This window comes from Streptomyces sp. NPDC046821, assembly GCF_040645335.1.
In the GTDB taxonomy this organism is placed as follows: Bacteria; Actinomycetota; Actinomycetes; order Streptomycetales; family Streptomycetaceae; genus Streptomyces.
Genome location: NZ_JBEYYB010000016.1, coordinates 170,056 through 188,941, shown reverse-complemented (window position 1 = coordinate 188,941; position 18,886 = coordinate 170,056). Strand labels below are relative to the sequence as shown.

Sequence of the window (18,886 nt, the reverse complement as noted above, 5' to 3'; positions counted from 1 at the left end):
TTGTCATGTACCGCTCTTACCTTCCGTCCGTACCCGCATCAGGCCGGACGACAGGAGCCCCCATGACGGACACGGTCACTCGTGACACGGAGGCCGCCCCGCCGCGGCGCAGCTACGCCAGGCTCGCCGCCGACGAGAGCCGCGAGGACTTCTCGCTGCGCTACGCCCCGCACGCGTACCGGCGCTGGTCCCCGGCCATGGTCGCCTCCACGGCGCTCGGCGGCATCGCCTACCTCGCCGACTTCGCGATCGGCGCCTCCATCGTCTTCACCTACGGCTTCACCAGCGGGCTCGCCTCGATCCTGTGCGCGGCGACGATCATCTTCCTGACGGGCATCCCCATCGCGCGGGCCTGCGCCAGATACGGCCTGGACATGGACCTGGTCACCCGGGGTGCGGGCTTCGGCTACTTCGGCTCCACACTGACGTCCCTCATCTACGCCTCGTTCACCTTCATCTTCTTCGCGCTCGAAGGCTCGATCATGGCGCAGGCGATGCACGAGGTCGTCGGACTCCCGCTGCCGGTCGGCTACTTGCTGACGACGCTCATCGTCATCCCGATCGTGTTCCGGGGCATGGGCGCGCTCGCCAAGGTGCAGGCGTGGACCCAGCCGGTCTGGCTCATCGGGCTCGTGCTGCCGTTCGTGATCCTGGCCTTCCACTCGCCCGGCGTCTTCGCGGACTTCACCCACTTCGGCGGCACCGAGGGCGCGGGGAGCGGGTTCTCCTGGCTCGGCTTCGGGCTCGGTACCGGAGTCGCGCTCTCCCTCATCGCGCAGATCGGCGAGCAGGCCGACTACCTGCGCTTCATGCCGGCCAGGACCGAGCAGAACCGGAAGCGCTGGAATCTGGCCGTTCTCGCGGCCGGCCCCGGCTGGGTCGTCATCGGCGCGGCCAAGCAGCTCGGCGGTGCGCTCCTGGCCTTCGTCGCCCTCGAAGCCGTCGGCAGGGCCCACGCGCTGGAGCCCATCGCGCCGCAGGTCGAAGCGCTCAGGCCCTGGCTCGGCTCCGTCACCCTGCCCGCCGCCGCGCTCTTCGTGGTCGTCTCCCAGATCAAGATCAACGTCACCAACGCCTACAGCGGCTCCCTGTCCTGGTCGAACTTCTTCTCCCGCGTCACCCACCGGCACCCCGGTCGGGTCTGGTACATCTTCCTCAACCTCGCCATCGCGCTCACGCTGATGGAGATGAACATGTTCGCGGCCCTGAACAAGCTGCTCGGCTTCTACTCGAACGTGGGCATCGCCTGGATCGCGGCCGTCGCCGCCGACCTCGTCGTCAACAAGCGGGCCGGCTGGAGCCCCCGGTACATCGAGTTCAAGCGGGCCTATCTGTACGCGGTGAACCCGGCCGGCTTCGGCGCCATGGTGGTCGCGTCGGCGGTCTCGATCGTCGCCTTCTTCGGGGTGTTCGGCCCGTACGCGCAGGCCTTCTCGACGTTCATCGCGGCCGGACTCGCCCTGACCCTCTGCCCGTTGATCGCCTGGGCCACCAAGGGCAGGTACTACCTCGCCCGGCCGAACCCGGTGAACGGTCCCGGCGTCGAGATCGCCGACATCACGGCGACCCATGTGTGCGGGGTCTGCGAGACGGCGTACGAGCTTCCCGACATCGCGGACTGCCCGGTCCAGGCGGGGCCGATCTGCTCGCTGTGCTGCTCGCTCGACGCGGAGTGCGGCGACGTGTGCCGCAAGGACGCGGGGAGCGGCCTGGTGCTCATGCCGATGCCGACGGTGCGTACGGGCTGAGCTGCGTACGGACTGACTTCGCGGCCACGGAACATCAAGGGGGCGCACTCAGCCGAGTGCGCCCCCTGCGAGTTGGCTGGTTGCGTATCTCTTTGTGCCAATCCGTATTCGCTCCGTGAAGGTCAGGCGTACGCTCGGGCATATGCGGATTGAGGTTTCCTCAGAAAGCGGGGCGCAGTGCGGGGCGGGGTCGGGGAGCGGAGGGGCGCGATGAGCGACAGTACGACCACACTTCAGTGGCTCGTCATACGCCAGGACGACAACGGCAACCGCTATCGCGTGGGCCGGTACGCGACCCGGGCCGAGGCCCAGCAGACCGCCGACAGTCTCGATGGCCGCGGCCACAAGCAGCTCTACTGGGTGGAGCGGCTCGGGCAGGCGTGAGCCGCCCAGGGTCCGCACGCCCGGGGCAGGCGTGAGGGAGCACCCGTTCGCGCCGTAGGCTCCGGCGCATGACTGAACCGACCGTCGTCGTCGCGGCGGCGCTCCAGGAGGACGGGCGTCTGCTCGCCGCGCGGCGCAGCGCGCCCCCCGAGCTCGCGGGCCGCTGGGAACTCCCCGGCGGCAAGGTCGAACCCGGCGAGGACCCCGAGCGCGCGCTCGTACGGGAACTGCGCGAGGAGCTCGGCGTCGACGCCGAACTCGTGGCCCGCGTACCGGGGGAGTGGCCGCTGAAACCCGGATACGTACTGTGGGTGTGGACCGCCCGGCTCCGGTCCGGCCGGCCGCGCCCGCTGGAGGACCACGACGAGCTGCGCTGGCTCGGCCCCGACGAGACCTGGTCCGTGGACTGGCTGGACCAGGACGTTCCCGCCGTTCGCGCGGCGCGGACGGCGCTCGCGCCGGGGTGACCAGGGCCGCTCCGCGCTCCGCCCACCCCCCGCTCACGCGCTCCGCCCACCCCCGCTCGCGTCACCGCCCGTAGCCGTTCGGGGAGTGTTCTCCTGAGGCGGTAGCGCGTGCTGCCTACCGGGTATATGCCGATTAACCCTACGATATCGGGCATCGCCCGAAGGGGTGGCCGGGGTTAAACCGATGCCTGGGAAGTGATCCGCGTGATCGATGCCGACGGGGATTGTGCCGACTGGGTCTTCCCCGAGGAGCCGAGTACGGTCCGATCCGCCCGCGCCGCGGTCCGCGGCCAGCTCGGAGCCTGGGGTCTCGAATCGCTGGGTGACGTCACCGAACTTCTCGTCAGTGAGCTGGTGACCAACTCGCTCCGGCATGCCTCCGGCCCCATCGGCGTACGCCTCGTACGGTCCACGGACCCCAAGGGCACCCTGCGGGTGGAGGTCTCCGATCCGCTTCCGGATCCGCCGCGCGAGCGCCTGGCCGGGCCCGACGAGGAGAGCGGGCGGGGGCTCCAGCTGGTCGCCGGGTCCGCGCGGCGCTGGGGGACCTGGCCAGGTGGCAAGGGCAAGACGGTGTGGTTCGAGCTGCCCCTGCCCGGCCGGCAGTGACCGGCCGCCGTTCCGTGTGGCGTCTCACGGATTGAGCAGAATTCTCACCGGTCAGGAGAAGGAGAGCATTCTGCTCGGCGACGAATGAGCGAGGGGCTGACAGGGAAGAGCGCGTACGGAGGCGCGGGCGACGGAGAACGGTACGGACGCACGTGGTCCTGGTTGCCGTCCTGTTATGCACGGACGGCCCAAAAACGGTCAGGACCGTGGTGTGATCGTGAACACCGTGTTGCCCGGCTCCGAAGTGCTGGATACTGCGGGCAGCCGCCCCGGTGACCGGTGCCGGACGCGGTGAGCTGGAGGGGACGGTTCGCGTGAGCGAGATACCAGCGAAGGCCATGTCGTCCGAGGGTTCCTCGGGCGAGGCGGCCGCGCGGGACGCGGGAGGCGTGCCCACGGCCGAGACCTGGCACAGCAGCCCGCCCGGCTCTCTGTACGACTACATCAAGGTCGCCTCCTTCTCCATCGGCCCCGACGGTCTCATCGACCAGTGGAGCGGGCGCGCCGCGCAGCTCTTCGGTGTGCCCGCGGGCGAGGCCGTCGGCAAGGACCCCATCGAGGCGTTCGTCCCGGCGGAGCTGCGCGAGCGCGGGCACCGCAAGATGGCGGAGATCCTCGACGGGCGTGAGTGGACGGGTGTCGTCCCGTTCCGGATGCCGACGGAGCCTGTGGAGCCGACGGACGCGTCGCGTATGCGTACGGGTACGGGTGCGGGTGCCGGTGCCCCGCGTGTCAGCAGCCCCCGCAGCGGCAGCCCCCGTGCCACAGAAGGCGTCACCGCAGGCGTCACGGAAGGTGTCGCCGAGGTCTACGTCATGCCGACCCAGACGGAGTCAGGTGAGCGGGCCGCCGTCTGTATCGTCGTCGACGTCCGCGCTCTGCGCCGGATCGAGACCGACCTTGCGGCGTCGGAGGCCATTTTCGGCCAATCTCCTTTCGGTTTCCTGCTGTTCGACACGGATCTTCGGGTGCTGCGGGCCAACCGGCCCTTCGCCTCCGTCTTCGGCGGACGGGCCGACGATCACCGCGGCCGTACCGTCCACGACTACCTGCCGCGCGGCGAGGCCGACCGCGTGCAGGCCGCCCTGCGCCGCGTCCTGGAGACCGGCGAGTCCGTCACGGACATGCAGCTCGTCGGGCCCGCGCCGGACTCCGGGGAACGCCGCCACTGGACGATCAACCTCTACCGCGTGCACAGCGGCAGCGGCCGCCCCATCGGCGTCGCCGGCCTCGCCACCGACGTCACCCGGCGCCACGCCGCCGCCCGCGAGGCCGCCCACGCCCGCCGCAACCTCGCCCTCCTCAACGAGGCCGGCGCCCGCATCGGCAACAGCCTCGACCTGGAGACCACCGCCCGCGAACTCCTCGACGTCGTCGTGCCCGGCTTCTGCGACCTCGCCTCCGTCGATCTCTACCAGGGGCTCCTCGCGGGTGACGAGGCCGCGCTCAACAGCCGCAGCCTCGCCGACGGCAGCGCCGAACTGCGCCGGGTCGCCGCCGCGAGCGCCGTCGCCGACGTGCCGTACCTCGAAGCGTCCGGCGGGGACGGGGCCGTCGACGTCGGCGCCGTGCACCGCTACTCGTTCAACTCGCCCTGCGCGGACGCCCTGCGCACCGCCCGGTCGCAGTTCGTCCCCGCCGAGGCCGGCGGCCTCATCCAGTCGACGCTCGCCGTGCCGATGGTCGCCCACGACACCGTCGTCGGCCTCGCGCGCTTCGCCCGTACGAAGGGCAGCGAGCCGTTCAACGACCGGGACCGCGCGCTCGCCGTCGAACTCGCCGCCCGCGCCGCCGTCTGCATCGACAACGCCCGCCTCTACCGGCGCGAGCACGAGCGGGCCCTGATACTGCAACGGTCCCTGCTCCCGCCCGACAACCCCGAGGCGTCAGGCCTCGACATCGCCTGCCGCTACCTGCCCGGCAACGCGGCGACCGAGGTCGGCGGCGACTGGTTCGACGTCATCGAGCTGCCCGGCCACCGCACCGCCCTCGTCGTCGGCGACGTCATGGGACGCGGCCTGCGCGCCGCCGTCGCCATGGGTGAACTCCGCACCGCCGTAAGGACGTTGGCCCTCCTCGACCTCGAACCGGCCGAAGTGCTCTCCGCGCTCGACGAGATCGCCCGCGGCCTCGGCACGCCCGGCGGCCCGTCCTCCTCGGCCGTCGGCCCCGGCGGCGGCGTCCAGCAGGCGACCCGCGCCGCCCGCCGCGCCGGCCACGCCGACCTCTCCGAGGTCTACCTCGCCACCTGCGTCTACGCGGTCTACGACGCCGTGACCCGCCGCTGCACGTTCGCCAACGCGGGCCATCTGCCGCCCGTCCTCGTCGAGCCCGGCGAGGGCGCGCTCATGCTCGACGTACCGCCGGGGATGCCGCTCGGTGTCGGGGGCGAGCCGTTCGAGGAGGTCGAGGTCGAGCTGCCCGAGGGCTCGCTCCTCGCGCTCTACACCGACGGGCTCGTCGAGTCCCGCGACCACCCGCTCGACGAGGGCCTGTCCGCGTTCCGCCGCGCGCTCGACGATCCGTCGTCGGCCCTGGAGGACGTCTGCGACCACGTCCTCAACACCCTCGACACGCACCACGGCGAGGACGACATCGCGCTCCTCATGGCGCGGGTGCAGGGGCTGCCCGAAGAGGCGGTGGGGGACTGGGTCCTGGAGCGCGAGCCGCGTTCGGTGGGCCGCGCCCGCGAGCTCACCCGCGCCCAGCTGACCGCCTGGGACATGGACGCGCTCGTCGACACCACCGAACTCCTGGTCAGCGAGCTGGTCACCAACGCGCTCCGCTACGGCGAGGGCGAGATCCGGCTACGGCTGCTGCTCGACCGTTCCCTCGTGTGCGAGGTGTGGGACGCGGGCCTCGTCCAGCCGCGCCGCCGCCGCGCCCGCGACACGGACGAGGGCGGCCGCGGGCTTCAGCTCGTCGGCCTGCTCAGCGCGTCGTGGGGCTCGCGCCGGACACCGCGCGGGAAGACGGTCTGGTTCGAACTCCCGCTGCCGGACGGGAATTCGGCGACCGTGGATCCTACGGAGGCGCTGCTCAGCCTGTACTGAGGTGTGGCCGGGGAGTGGCGTGGTGGCAGCGGTCAGTACCGTCCGCCGCCACCCCGGCGGCCACGGGTCTCGGGTCCGCCGAAGCTCCAGGGGCCGTCGCCGGGCCGGCCGTCATCTCGGGCCTCACCCAGGATGATCCCGCCGAGGATCGCTCCGCCCACACCCCCGCCGTCACCCCCGTGCGGGCTCCCGAAGAACCGCACGTCCTGCTGGGCGAGGTACAGCGCCTGCCTGGCCAGCGAGTCGGCCCGCTGGGCGGCGTCCAGTGCGGTGGCGGGATTGCCCCCGGCCTCGGCTGGAGTCCCCGCCCCCACCCGCACCCCCATCCCCGCACTCCCCAGCTCCCGGCCCGCCTCCGCCAGACACATCCGTGCCTCGCACCCCACCGCCCCCCGATGCGTCTCCACGAAGTCCGACGCGGCGCCGAAACTGCTGCGGGCGGCGAGTTCCGCCCGGTCCAGCAGGCCGCGAAGGCGCGCCGTGTCGGCCTTGCCTTCGCCCGCCTCGGTGAGGGCCGCGTCCAGCGCCGCGTCCGCCTCTTCCACCCGGCGCAGCGCGTCGACGGGGTCGTACGGGCCGGCCGCCAGCGCTCTCCGTACGCGCAGGTCGACGCTCTCCACACGGACGACGCGCCCGTGCAGAACCCCCGTCGACGCCGCTGACCTGCCCTGTGCGAACGCGCGCGCTGCCGCGAGGACCGCGTCCGACGCGGTGAGCGCGGCGGGCAGTTTCGCGTCGGCGTCGGCCAGCTCGCGGCCGCGCCGGTCGACGCCGTCCACGAAGGTGCGGGCCTGGCCGAGGGCCGACTCGGCGGCCCGCAGGAACGCCGCCGCCCGGCCGTGGCCGCCGGATCCGACCAGGTCACGGGCCTGGTCGAAGTTGGTCGTGGCGAACAGGAGGCGGTCCTTGGCCTGCTCCACGTGACCCTCCACGGGCAGCACGGCGGAGTGCGCGTAACGGGAGCGGAGCGCGGTCAGCGTTTCCCCGGCGGTCGCGGTGCGGGCGGCCAGTTCAGTGGCGGCCGCCTCCGCGTGCGCGAGGGCCTCGGGGACGGTGTCCTCCAGGTCGCGTAACCGGTCGAAGTCCGCCGCCTCCGCGTCGAGCGCGCGGCCCGCCTCCGTGCAGTGGCCGATGATCTCGTCCAGGAGCCGCCGCTTCGTCACGTCGTCCCCCGGGCGGACGTCGTCGAGTTGCCGCCGCAGCAGGAACGCGGTGGTCACCTCCGACCGCGCGAAGGCCACCGTCTCGGCGAACGTCTTGACCGCCTCGCCCCCGAACTGAGCGTCAGCCAGGCCGAGTTCCTCCGCACTCGTGCGGATCGCGTCATCGCTCTCGACCAGTATCCGCCGGGCCCGCCGGTCGAGATCGGGCAGCGGTGTGACCCGAGCACCGCCGCCGGGAGTGGTGCGCGTGTTCATACGCCTCCTGCGACGGGCGTACGAGAGGGCCGCGATCGTGACCGCGCCGCCGGCCGCGATGAGGGGCAGCGCGAGATCGGGGGCGGACGTGCCCGGCTCGACGGCGGCCAGGAGCCGGGCGTCGGCGCGGGCCGTCGCGGCGGGCGGCACGGCCCAGCAGAGCGCGAGCACCACGGCCCCGGCCGACCGCGTGCCCATCCGCACCCTCGGTGGCGACGTCACAGTTCGGAGCGTATGGCGGGCCCCGGAGCGCCGCGACCGGGGTGCTCCGCACGGCCGCCCCTACGTCTGGACGGGTGACCGCCGAAGCGCGGCCCCCGTCACCCCTTCCGGCGCCGGATCCGGTTCCCCAGCCACACCACCGGGTCGTACTTCCGGTCAACTGCCCGCTCTTTCAAGGGAATCAGGGCGTTGTCCGTGATGTGGATGCCCTCGGGGCACACCTCCGTGCAGCACTTCGTGATGTTGCAGTAGCCGAGGCCGTGCTCCTCCTGGGCCGTGCGTTTACGGTCGAGACCGGAGGCCGACGCCGCGTCGAGCGGATGCATGTCCAGCTCCGCGACCCGCATCAGGAAGCGCGGGCCGGAGAACGCCGTCTTGTTCTCCTCGTGGTCACGGACCACATGGCACGTGTCCTGGCACAGGAAGCACTCGATGCACTTGCGGAACTCCTGCGAGCGGTCCACGTCCTCCTGCTGCATCCGGTACTCGCCGGGGCCCAGATCGGCGGGCGGCACGAAGGCGGGCACCTCGCGCGCCTTCTGGTAGTTGAAGCCGACGTCCGTGACGAGGTCCCGTACGACCGGGAACGTGCGCAGGGGTGTCACCGTGATCGTCTCGGCGGGGTCGAAGACCGACATGCGGGTCATGCACATCAGGCGCGGTCTGCCGTTGATCTCCGCCGAGCACGAACCGCACTTGCCCGCCTTGCAGTTCCAGCGGACCGCGAGGTCGGAGGCCTGGGTGGCCTGGATGCGGTGGACGATGTCGAGGACGACCTCGCCGTCGTTCACCTCGACGGTGAAGTCCTGGAGGTCACCGCCGTCGGCGTCCCCGCGCCAGACCCTGAAATTCGCGTCGTACGAACTCACTCGTCCAGCTCCTCTGCGGCGAGGTACTTGACCAGCTCCTCCTTCTCGAAGAGGGCGAGCAGGTCCGGGCGGATCGGTTCGGTGGTCGTGCGGACGAGGTCGATCCGGCCGCCGATGGGGTCGGCGTCGGCGAGCCGGCACAGCAGGTTCGTGCGGCGCCAGGCGCGGTCCATCGTCGGGTGGTCCTCGCGCGTGTGGCCGCCGCGCGACTCGGTGCGTTCGAGGGCGGCCCGCGCGACGCACTCGCTGACGAGGAGCATGTTGCGCAGGTCGAGCGCGAGGTGCCAGCCCGGGTTGAACTGGCGGTGCCCCTCGACCCCGGCCCGCCGCGCCCGCAGCCGCAGCTTGTCGAGCCGGGCAAGCGCCTCGGCCATCTCCTCCTCGCGCCGGATGATGCCGACCAGGTCGTTCATCGCCTGCTGGAGTTCCTGGTGCAGGGTGTACGGGTTCTCGGCGACGCCCCCGTCCGCCGGGCCCTCCGCGGAGAACGGGCGCAGCGCCTCCGCCGCCGCCAGGTCGACCTGCGGCGCGTCCACGAGGGGCCGTCCGGCGAGCCCGGCGGCGTACTCCGCCGCGTGCAGCCCTGCGCGGCGGCCGAAGACGAGCAGGTCGGACAGGGAGTTGCCGCCGAGCCGGTTCGAGCCGTGCATACCGCCCGCGACCTCACCGGCCGCGAACAGGCCCGGCACCCCGTGGGCCGCCGCCGTGTCCGAGTCGACGGCGATGCCGCCCATCACGTAGTGGCAGGTCGGCCCGACCTCCATCGGCTCGGCCGTGATGTCGACGTCCGCCAGCTCCTTGAACTGGTGGTACATGGACGGGAGTCGGCGCCGGATACGGTCCGCCGGCATACGCGTGGAGACGTCGAGGAAGACCCCGCCGTGCGGTGAGCCGCGGCCCGCCTTCACCTCGGAGTTGATGGCGCGCGCCACCTCGTCGCGGGGGAGCAGTTCGGGCGGGCGCCGGTTGTGGTCCGGGTCGTCGTACCACCGGTCGCCCTCGTCCTCGGACTGCGCGTACTTCTCCTTGAAGACGTCGGGGATGTAGTCGAACATGAACCGCTTGCCCTCGGAGTTCCTGAGCACCCCGCCGTCGCCGCGCACGGACTCGGTGACGAGGATGCCCTTCACCGAGGGCGGCCAGACCATGCCCGTCGGATGGAACTGCACGAACTCCATGTTCAGCAGCGGCGCCCCCGCGAGCAGGGCGAGCGCATGACCGTCGCCGGTGTACTCCCACGAGTTCGACGTCACCTTGAAGGACTTGCCGATGCCGCCCGTCGCGAGCACCACACTCGGCGCTTCCAGAACGAAGAAACGGCCGCTCTCGCGCTCGTAACAGAACGTGCCCGAGACCCGGTCGCCATCTTTGAGTACGCGCGTGACCGTGCACTCCTGGAACACCTTCAGGCGGGCCTCATAGTCGCCGTACTCCTTGAAGTCCTCCTGCTGGAGGGCGACGATCTTCTGCTGGAGCGTGCGGATCAGCTCCAGGCCCGTGCGGTCGCCGACGTGCGCGAGGCGCGGGTACTCGTGGCCGCCGAAGTTGCGCTGCGAGATACGGCCGTCGGCGGTCCGGTCGAAGAGGGCGCCCCAGGTCTCCAACTCCCAGACGCGGTCCGGGGCTTCCTTCGCGTGCAGCTCGGCCATCCGCCACTGGTTGAGGAACTTGCCGCCGCGCATCGTGTCGCGGAAGTGGACCTGCCAGCTGTCGTGGGAGTTCACGTTCCCCATGGCCGCCGCGATGCCGCCCTCGGCCATCACGGTGTGCGCCTTGCCGAAGAGGGACTTGCAGATGACGGCCGTACGCGCGCCGCGCTCGCGCGCCTCGATCGCCGCGCGCAGGCCCGCGCCGCCCGCCCCCACCACGACAACATCCCACTGCTGACGCTCGACTTGAGACATCAGGAGGTTCCACCCCGTATCTGTGTGTTCAGAAGAAGCGCGGATCGTCGAAGGCGCCGGACGCCACCAGGTAGACGTAGAAGTCGGCGAGCGCCACGCTCACCAACGAGGCCCAGGCGAGCTGCATGTGACGGTTGTTCAGCTTGCTGACGAAGCCCCAGAGCCGGTAGCGCACCGGATGCTTCGAGAAGTGTCTGAGCCGCCCGCCGACGATGTGCCGGCACGAGTGGCAGGACAGGGTGTACGCCCAGATCAGCGTGATGTTCACGAGGAACACGAGCGTGCCGAGCCCCATGTGGCCCCACGCGTAATGCTCGTCGCGGAACGAGAGCACGGTGTCCCACGTCAGGATTCCGGCCACGACGAGCGCCGCGTAGAAGAAGTAGCGGTGGATGTTCTGCAGGATCAGCGGGAAACGGGTCTCGCCCGTGTACTTCTTGTGGGGCTCCGGGACCGCGCAGGCGGGCGGTGACGCCCAGAACCCGCGGTAGTAGGCCTTCCGGTAGTAGTAGCAGGTCAGCCGGAAGCCGAGCGGGAAGATCAGGATCAGCAGCGCGGGGGACAGGCCCCACCAGCCGCCGACGATGCCCCAGTCGGGGCCTCCGTGCATCGGGACGCAGTTGTCCGCGACGCACGGGGAGTAGAACGGCGAGACGTAGGGCGCGGCGTAGTAGTCCGCGTTCGAGAAGGCCCGCCAGGTCGAGTAGACGACGAAGGCGAGCAGTCCCGCGGCGGTGCCGGCGGGCGCCAGCCACCAGCGGTCGGTGCGCAGGTGGCCGGACGCGATCGCCGCGCGCGTCCTGCCCCGGACGCCGTGCGCGGCGGCGTCCGGGGGGTGGGGTTCCGTGCCGGTGGCCAAGGAAGCCTCCGCTCAGAGGGTCAGGGTGCGTGCCGGTCCTGGGACCCGAGTCCTTCGTCGTCCGAGTCGGTCCACAGCGCGCTGTCGTACGGGGTGTCGGGGACGCGCACCACTTCGGGCGGGCGTGGTGGCGCGGGACTGTTCGTGGACGCCCGCAGCAGGGCGACGCTTTCTCGCAGGTGATCGGCGTCGGCGCGGACGCGCCGGACGTCGAGGCTGTCGTCGAGCTGCCGTTCCAGGCGCCCGACGGTCCGGTTCAGTTCGTCGAGGCAGCGCTCGGCTGCCGCCAGGTCGTCGTTCAGGGACATGACTTGCCCTCGCTTCCGCTGGTGCGGCGGAGACTGATGCGGCTGAGAGTGTCGCGCGTCACATCACGCGTTGTGAAGGGGGCCTACGCCGATTGCCCCCGATCCCGGGCCCGAAAGGGGCACGGGGAACCGCGTGACCAGCGAGCACACACCCGCACCCGCCGACAAAACGGACCTACCCCGCCTCCCGGGCGCCACACATTGAGCCGCACGAGTGGGCTTCCGACCTCCCACGGCCGTGTCTGAGCCCGCCGCGGAGCGCCATCGCCTTCAGTGAGGCGATAGATCTGATCAGCTCCATATACCGCCAAACGTGATCAAACCCGGCCCGGTCAACAGCCCCGGAGGTACCCGTGATGTCCCATGACGGCGCCACATCGCGCCCCGCCAGGCGTCCCGCGCGGCGTCCCGTCCTGCGCTCGGCCGCGTTCCTCGTCTCGGGGGCGCTCGCGGTGACCGCCCTGGCCGGCTGCGGCTCGGACGACAAAGACCAGTCCGGCGCCCAGGCCGCCCGCCAGGACATCGCGCCCGCGGTACGCGCCGATGTCGCGGACGGCGGCACCCTGCGCTGGGCGCTCGACGCCCTGCCGGGCACCCTCAACTCCTTCCAGGCCGACGCCGACGCGGGCACGTCCCGTATCGCCGGCGCCGTCCTGCCCTCGATGTACCGGCTCGACGCCCAGGGCCGGGCGAAGCGCGACGCGGACTACCTGGAGAAGGCCGAGGTCATCAAGACCGAGCCCAAGCAGGTCGTCCTCTACAAGCTCAACCAGCAGGCGGTCTGGAGCGACGGCCGCGAGATCGGCGCCGCCGACTTCGCCGCCCAGTGGCGCGCCCTGTCCGGCAAGGACTCCTCGTACTGGACGGCCCACAACGCCGGTTACGACCGCATCGAGAAGATCGAGCGCGGCAAGAACGACCTGGAGGTGCAGGTCACCTTCGCCAAGCCGTACGCGGACTGGCGCTCACTGTTCTCGCCGCTGTACCCCAAGGAGGTCATGGGGACCCCGGACGCGTTCAACGAGGGGTCGCGGCGCAAGCTCGCGGTCACCGCGGGCCCGTTCGCGATCAAGGAGATCGACCGCCAGGCCAAGGAGGTCACGCTGGTGCGGAACGCGCGCTGGTGGGGCCGCCGGCCCAAGCTCGACAAGATCGTCCTGAAGGCCGTCGCCAGGGACGAGCGGGCCGCCGCGCTCGCCTCGGGCGACCTCGACCTGGCCGCCATCGACCCCGAGGACGCCTCCCGCGTCGCACGCGCCGGCCGCGAGAAGGGCGCGTCGGGCCCGCTCGCCCACGGCCCCGGCTCCGACCTGACGCCCGCGCAGTCCCTGAAGTCCTGGGCCGTCGCGCACGGCGAGGACGAGAAGGCGGCAGCCAAGGAGATCGCGGCCCGCGAGAAGACCGCCAAGGCTGTCAAGAAGTACGCGAGCGAACAGGCGAACCTCCAGGGCTACGTCGTCCGCAAGTCCCTGGAGCCCGCCTACACGCAGCTCGCCCTGAACGGTTCCGAAGGCCCCCTCGCCGACGAGCGGGTGCGCCGCGCGGTGGCCCGCGCCATCGACCGCAAGGCGCTCGCGCAGGCCGTCCTCAAGCCGCTCGGCCTGCCTGCCAGTCCCGTGGGCAGCCACCTCGCGCTCGCCGGGCAGGAGCTGTACTCCGACAACAGCGGGGCGCTCGGCGACCAGGACACCGCCGAGGCGCGGGCGCTGCTCGCGGACGCGGGCTGGGTGCCCGGCGGCCCCCTGAAGAAGGACGACAACGCCAAGACCAAGCCGAAGACGGCCGGCAGCAAGTCGGACAGCAAGTCGGACAGCAAGTCCGACAGCGAGAACGGCAAGGACGGCGACGGCACCTACATCGTCGGCGAGACCGACCAGAAGCCGGGCGGCCGCCAGGTCTCGCTCCTGTCTCCCGGACACGAGGCCGCCATGGAGTACGAGGCGCTCCTGCACCAGGCCGACGCGCAGAAGCTGCGCGGGGCCGACAAGGACAAGGGCCAGGAAGAGGCCGTCGCCGCGAACGACGGCAACCGGTTCACGGACGAGTCCGTCGGACACGGCGGCGCCCCGGGTGCGTACGCGCCCAAGGGCACGCCCGCGCCGAACGGCGCCCCGGCGGGACCGCGCGCCAAGGACGGCAAGCCGCTGACCCTGCGCTTCGTGCTCCCGTCGGGCCCCGGCTCGGACTCGCTGCGCACGGTCGCCGACCGGATCTCGCAGATGCTGGGCAAGATCGGCATCCAGACGGAGACGACGAAGGTCGCCGACGACAGCTACTTCAAGGACCACATCGCGTCCGGCCAGTACGACATGGCGCTCTACTCGTGGCCCGCCTCGGCCTTCCCGGCCACCGACGCCCGGCCGATCTACGCCAAGCCGGTGCCGGCCGCGGACGGTTCGCTGACCGTCGAGCAGAACTACACCCGGGTCGGCACGGACCACATCGACCAGCTCTTCGACCAGGCGATCGGGACGCTCGACGAGGACGAGGAGCGCTCCCTGGTCAAGCAGGCGGACGCCCGTATCTGGGCCGCGGCAGGATCGATTCCTCTCTATCAGCGCCCGGAACTGGTGGCCGCCCGCCGCAACCTCGCCAACGCCGGAGCCTTCGGCTTCCAGGAGCCCGCGTACGAGGACATGGGCTTCCTGAAGCCGAACGCGCGGCCGGGCTCGCAGCCGAGTGCGAAGCACGGCTCCGACCAGGGCTCGGGCCCTGCCTCCGGGCCGGCCGCGAGCCCTTCGGAGAAGGCGACGAAGGACTGAGCCACGGCCTCGGCACGACACCCGATGTGACGCCCACATGACGCCGACGTGACGCACATCGCACAACTCAAGATCGCTGAGCTCGGATCCGAGCTCACTCACCCTGCCCGCCGGCCCGCCCGGCGGGCAAGGTGCCTTACCCCCTCTGACCTGCAGTTTCCCCGGGGAACCCCGTACACTCGCCCCGGTTGTTCACTTACTGTGCATTCCGGCCTCCAAGGCCCGAGAAGGCCACCTCGGCCGGAGGCCCGTACGATGGGGTGAGGCCGTGGCGTGTCCAGCCCGGCAGGGCGCGCGTACGAAGACTCGTATGCGCAGCCGTCCACTATTCCGGGAGTACGCCGCAATATGGCCACGCGCCACGACATCCGTAACGTCGCCATCGTCGCCCACGTCGACCACGGCAAGACGACCATCGTCGACGCCATGCTCAAGCAGGCCGGCTCGTTCGCCGCGCACGCCGCCGAGTCGCTCGACGACCGCATGATGGACTCGAACGACCTGGAGCGTGAGAAGGGCATCACGATCCTGGCCAAGAACACGGCGGTGAAGTACCACCCGAAGGATGGCGGCGACGTCATCACGATCAACATCATCGACACCCCGGGCCACGCCGACTTCGGTGGCGAGGTCGAGCGCGGTCTGTCGATGGTCGACGCGGTGGTCCTGCTCGTGGACGCGTCCGAGGGCCCGCTCCCGCAGACCCGCTTCGTGCTGCGCAAGGCGCTCCAGCAGCGTCTGCCCGTCATCCTCTGCATCAACAAGACGGACCGTCCGGACTCCCGGATCGACGAGGTCGTCAACGAGACGTACGACCTCTTCCTCGACCTGGACGCCGACGAGGACCAGATCGAGTTCCCGATCGTCTACGCCTGCGGCCGTGACGGCATCGCCTCGCTGACCAAGCCGGAGAACGGCACGGTCCCCGCGGACTCCACCAACCTGGAGCCGTTCTTCTCCACGATCCTGGAGCACGTCCCGGCCCCGACGTTCGAGGAGGACGCGCCGCTCCAGGCCCACGTCACCAACCTCGACGCCGACAACTTCCTCGGCCGTATCGCGCTGCTCCGCGTCGAGCAGGGCGAGCTGCGCAAGGGCCAGACGGTCGCGTGGATCAAGCGCGACGGCTCGATCTCGAACGTCCGCATCACCGAGCTGATGATGACCGAGGCGCTCACCCGCAAGCCCGCCGAGTACGCGGGCCCCGGTGACATCTGCGCCGTCGCCGGTATCCCCGACATCATGATCGGCGAGACGCTGGCCGACACGGAGAACCCGATCGCGCTGCCGCTGATCACGGTGGACCAGCCGGCCATCTCCATGACCATCGGTACGAACACCTCGCCGCTGGTCGGCCGTGGTGGCACGGGCAAGGGCGCGGCCGCGAAGTCCGCCGTCAAGGACCGCAAGGTCACCGCGCGCCAGGTCAAGGACCGCCTCGACCGCGAGCTGATCGGTAACGTCTCGCTGCGCGTCCTCGACACCGAGCGCCCCGACGCCTGGGAGGTGCAGGGCCGCGGTGAGCTGGCCCTGGCGATCCTGGTCGAGCAGATGCGCCGCGAGGGCTTCGAGCTCACGATCGGCAAGCCGCAGGTCGTCACGCAGGAGATCGACGGCAAGACCCACGAGCCCGTCGAGCGCCTCACGGTCGACGTGCCCGAGGAGCACATGGGCGCGGTCACGCAGCTCATGGGCGTCCGCAAGGGCCGGATGGACAACATGTCGAACCACGGCTCCGGCTGGGTCCGCATGGAGTTCGTGGTTCCGTCCCGCGGCCTCATCGGCTTCCGTACCGAGTTCCTCACGAACACCCGCGGTACGGGTATCGCCCACTCCATCCACGAGGGCCACGAGCCGTGGTTCGGCACGCTGCAGACCCGTAACAACGGTTCGCTCGTCGCCGACCGCGCCGGTGCCGTCACCGGGTTCGCGATGACGAACCTCCAGGAGCGCGGCGTGCTGTTCACCGACCCCGGCACCGAGGTGTACGAGGGCATGATCGTCGGCGAGAACTCGCGCTCCGACGACATGGACGTGAACATCACCAAGGAGAAGAAGCTCACCAACATGCGCTCCTCCTCCGCCGACTCCTTCGAGGCGATCGTCCCGCCGCGCAAGCTCTCCCTGGAGCAGTCCCTGGAGTTCTGCCGCGACGACGAGTGCGTCGAGGTGACCCCGGAGGCCGTCCGCATCCGCAAGGTCGTCCTGGACCAGAAGGAGCGCGGCCGCAGCGCCTCGCGCGCCAAGCACAGCTGATCTGGCGACACTTGGGCCCGGCTCCCCTCGGGGGGCCGGGCCCTCGCCGTACGTCCACCGCCGTATGTCCACCGCTGTACGGCCCTCGCCGTACGTCCGTCCGTCCCGTTCCGGAGCCCCGGGGCGGGATTTTTTTTACGGGATCGTCTTCCACGTCCTGTGGCACTTCACTAACCTCGTGGCATCCTGGACAAGCCCGCGTTATCCACGCGCGTTGATAAGCCCGCCGGGAGCCGTTCCGCGGCCCTGCGCACGAGCGCGTGTTGCGCAACTCGATTTCCTCCGCCCTCCGTCCGTTATCCGGACGTGATTGACCGATAGATGTGTAACGAGTCCGTTTCGCAAGGATCTATCTCGGATCTGTTTGTCCGGATTTTGGACTAAGTACGCATCAGGTGTGATCGAACCGAGACCAAAACACTGTGGTCTAGCCCGATTCTCATGCCAGATAGTTGAGCGCGTAGAGCTCGGGTCAATGGGTCGCGCACGGTGGACTCTTCGAGCAGAGTGAGAAGTCGTTCGCGGGTCGTCAGGGGTGTCGGCCTGACGAAGGGCATCTCTCCTCGTAGTCAACGAGCAGTCTCAAGAGGAGGTAGCCCATGTTCGGTGCCACAAGCGCTCATTGGGTCGCGAAGCCCCCGAGGGTGAGCGTGGTCGGATCCTGTTCCCTGTGCGTGGCTGATCCCGCAGGGAGCCACGCGGACCGATAGGTCCGGACGCACTCCGGAGTGCCGCAACCTGCTCGCCGCCGTCCCAACTCCGTCTTGGGTGGGGCGTGTTGGCGTGCGCGGGCACGGACCGGACGGTGCGTCGAACGCCAGGGAAATGGTGCTCTCCTCTCCGAGCCAGACCCAGACACTGATCCGACGTCTGTCAGCCGGCGCTGCCGACTGGCTGCTGAAACCTGCGAAACGGACAAATCATGACGAGTCCAGTTGAGGCCGGCGATGCCGAAGTCGCCGTCGTCTTGGACGGCGATCCCGGTGCGACGAAAGACAACGGCGCGAAGGACCCCGCGAAGCTCGAGGGTCGCTCGCCCGGTCAGCTCATGTGGATGCGCTTCAAGCGCGACCGCACGGGCATGGTCTCCGCAGTCGTAGTGATCTTCTTCTTCGTGGTCGCGGCGCTCGCGCCGGTGATCTCGAAGATCTACGGCAAGGACCCGTACACGCTGTACCCCTCCGAGCCGGACTTCCCGAACATTCTGGACGACTTCGGAATGCCTTCCGCCCCGTTCGGTGGCGTTTCGGGCGACTTCTGGTTCGGTGTCGAGCCCAAGCTCGGCCGGGACGTCTTCACCCAACTCCTGTACGGAATGCGGACCTCGCTGTACGTCGCGGTGGCCATCACCATCCTGAGCGTCGTCACCGGCGTCATCATCGGCATGGTCGGCGGCTACTTCGGCGGCAAGGTCGACTACTGGCTCGGCCGGATCACCGACTTCTTCCTCGGCTTCCCGTCGCAGCTGTTCTTCATCGCCTTCATGCCGATCGTCACGGCCCTGTTCGTGTCGCCGCGCGATGAGACCCCGACCTACCTGCGTGTCCTCGCGATCGTCCTTGTGACCTGGTTCCTCGGCTGGATGGGTCTGGCCCGACTGGTCCGCAGCTCCGTACTCTCCCTGCGCGAGCGGGAGTTCGTGGAGGCGGCGAAGGTCTCGGGAGCCTCCCCGGCGCGGATCATCCGCAAGGAGGTCCTGCCGAACATCGTCACCCCGATCCTGGTGCAGACCACGTACATGCTGCCCAGCAACATTCTGAACATCGCGTTCCTGTCCTTCGTGGGCGTCGGCTTCGTCGAGCCCACCCCCGACTGGGGCCGCATGTTCCGGACGGGTGCCGGCCTCTACGAACAGGACCCGTACTTCCTCCTGTTCCCCGGTGCCGCGCTCGTGATTTTCGTCCTGGCGTTCAACCTTCTTGGTGACTCCGTCCGGGATGCGTTCGACCCCAAGTCCGGACGTTGACGTTCATTGGTGGGGGGTGGCTGCCACCCCAGATCCGGGCGACCGGAGCCTTCAGGCAGCA

At 70.3% G+C, this 18,886-nt stretch carries 13 protein-coding genes; 8 read left to right on the top strand and 5 right to left on the bottom strand.

Features of this window, described 5'->3' with window-relative positions; all coding sequences use genetic code 11:
- Window positions 1–62: 62 nt before the first annotated feature.
- The 5 genes from ABZ893_RS30575 to ABZ893_RS30555 all read left to right on the top strand — a co-directional run bounded on the left by ABZ893_RS30575 (window position 63) and on the right by ABZ893_RS30555 (window position 6,261).
- The gene (locus ABZ893_RS30575) at window positions 63–1,748 is read left to right on the top strand and encodes a hypothetical protein (protein WP_361410162.1); all 1,686 of its coding nucleotides are present in this window, start codon (window positions 63–65) and stop codon (window positions 1,746–1,748) included.
- 210 nt (window positions 1,749–1,958) lie between these two features.
- Window positions 1,959–2,132 carry an SPOR domain-containing protein gene (locus ABZ893_RS30570; RefSeq protein ID WP_361410159.1) on the top strand — a complete coding sequence of 58 codons (174 nt, stop codon included), beginning with the start codon at window positions 1,959–1,961 and terminating at the stop codon, window positions 2,130–2,132.
- A gap of 68 nt (window positions 2,133–2,200) precedes the next feature.
- Entirely contained in the window at window positions 2,201–2,599 is a 399-nt protein-coding gene (locus tag ABZ893_RS30565; protein ID WP_361410156.1) for a (deoxy)nucleoside triphosphate pyrophosphohydrolase, read from the top strand.
- A 195-nt stretch (window positions 2,600–2,794) separates the two neighbouring features.
- Window positions 2,795–3,208 carry an ATP-binding protein gene (locus tag ABZ893_RS30560; protein ID WP_361410153.1) on the top strand — a complete coding sequence of 138 codons (414 nt, stop codon included), beginning with the start codon at window positions 2,795–2,797 and terminating at the stop codon, window positions 3,206–3,208.
- 314 nt (window positions 3,209–3,522) lie between these two features.
- Entirely contained in the window at window positions 3,523–6,261 is a 2,739-nt protein-coding gene (locus tag ABZ893_RS30555; RefSeq protein ID WP_361410150.1) for a SpoIIE family protein phosphatase, read from the top strand.
- 32 nt (window positions 6,262–6,293) lie between these two features.
- Here the strand turns inward: ABZ893_RS30555 and ABZ893_RS30550 are convergent, their stop codons facing one another.
- The 5 genes from ABZ893_RS30550 to ABZ893_RS30530 all read right to left on the bottom strand — a co-directional run bounded on the left by ABZ893_RS30550 (window position 6,294) and on the right by ABZ893_RS30530 (window position 11,841).
- A complete protein-coding gene (locus ABZ893_RS30550) occupies window positions 6,294–7,901 on the bottom strand; it encodes a TPM domain-containing protein (protein ID WP_361410147.1) in 1,608 nt (535 codons plus the stop codon).
- A 98-nt stretch (window positions 7,902–7,999) separates the two neighbouring features.
- Complete coding sequence (locus tag ABZ893_RS30545) at window positions 8,000–8,770, bottom strand: succinate dehydrogenase/fumarate reductase iron-sulfur subunit (RefSeq protein WP_361410144.1); 771 nt, start codon at window positions 8,768–8,770, stop codon at window positions 8,000–8,002.
- Window positions 8,767–10,674 carry a fumarate reductase/succinate dehydrogenase flavoprotein subunit gene (locus ABZ893_RS30540; RefSeq protein WP_361410141.1) on the bottom strand — a complete coding sequence of 636 codons (1,908 nt, stop codon included), beginning with the start codon at window positions 10,672–10,674 and terminating at the stop codon, window positions 8,767–8,769. The genes ABZ893_RS30545 and ABZ893_RS30540 overlap by 4 nt, the downstream gene beginning before the upstream one ends.
- A gap of 28 nt (window positions 10,675–10,702) precedes the next feature.
- Entirely contained in the window at window positions 10,703–11,533 is an 831-nt protein-coding gene (locus ABZ893_RS30535) for a hypothetical protein (RefSeq protein WP_361410139.1), read from the bottom strand.
- Between the two features lie 20 nt (window positions 11,534–11,553).
- Complete coding sequence (locus tag ABZ893_RS30530; protein WP_361410136.1) at window positions 11,554–11,841, bottom strand: hypothetical protein; 288 nt, start codon at window positions 11,839–11,841, stop codon at window positions 11,554–11,556.
- Between the two features lie 356 nt (window positions 11,842–12,197).
- Between ABZ893_RS30530 and ABZ893_RS30525 the strand changes: the two genes are divergently transcribed.
- The 3 genes from ABZ893_RS30525 (at window position 12,198) to ABZ893_RS30515 (ending at window position 18,825) form a co-directional block, all read left to right on the top strand.
- Window positions 12,198–14,603, top strand: coding sequence for an ABC transporter family substrate-binding protein (locus tag ABZ893_RS30525; protein WP_361410133.1), 2,406 nt, complete (start codon window positions 12,198–12,200; stop codon window positions 14,601–14,603).
- A 348-nt stretch (window positions 14,604–14,951) separates the two neighbouring features.
- The gene (gene typA / locus ABZ893_RS30520; protein ID WP_361410131.1) at window positions 14,952–16,859 is read left to right on the top strand and encodes a translational GTPase TypA; all 1,908 of its coding nucleotides are present in this window, start codon (window positions 14,952–14,954) and stop codon (window positions 16,857–16,859) included.
- A 922-nt stretch (window positions 16,860–17,781) separates the two neighbouring features.
- Window positions 17,782–18,825 (top strand): ABC transporter permease, encoded by a 1,044-nt coding sequence (locus ABZ893_RS30515; RefSeq protein ID WP_361410128.1) that lies wholly within the window; start codon window positions 17,782–17,784, stop codon window positions 18,823–18,825.
- Window positions 18,826–18,886: the final 61 nt, after the last annotated feature.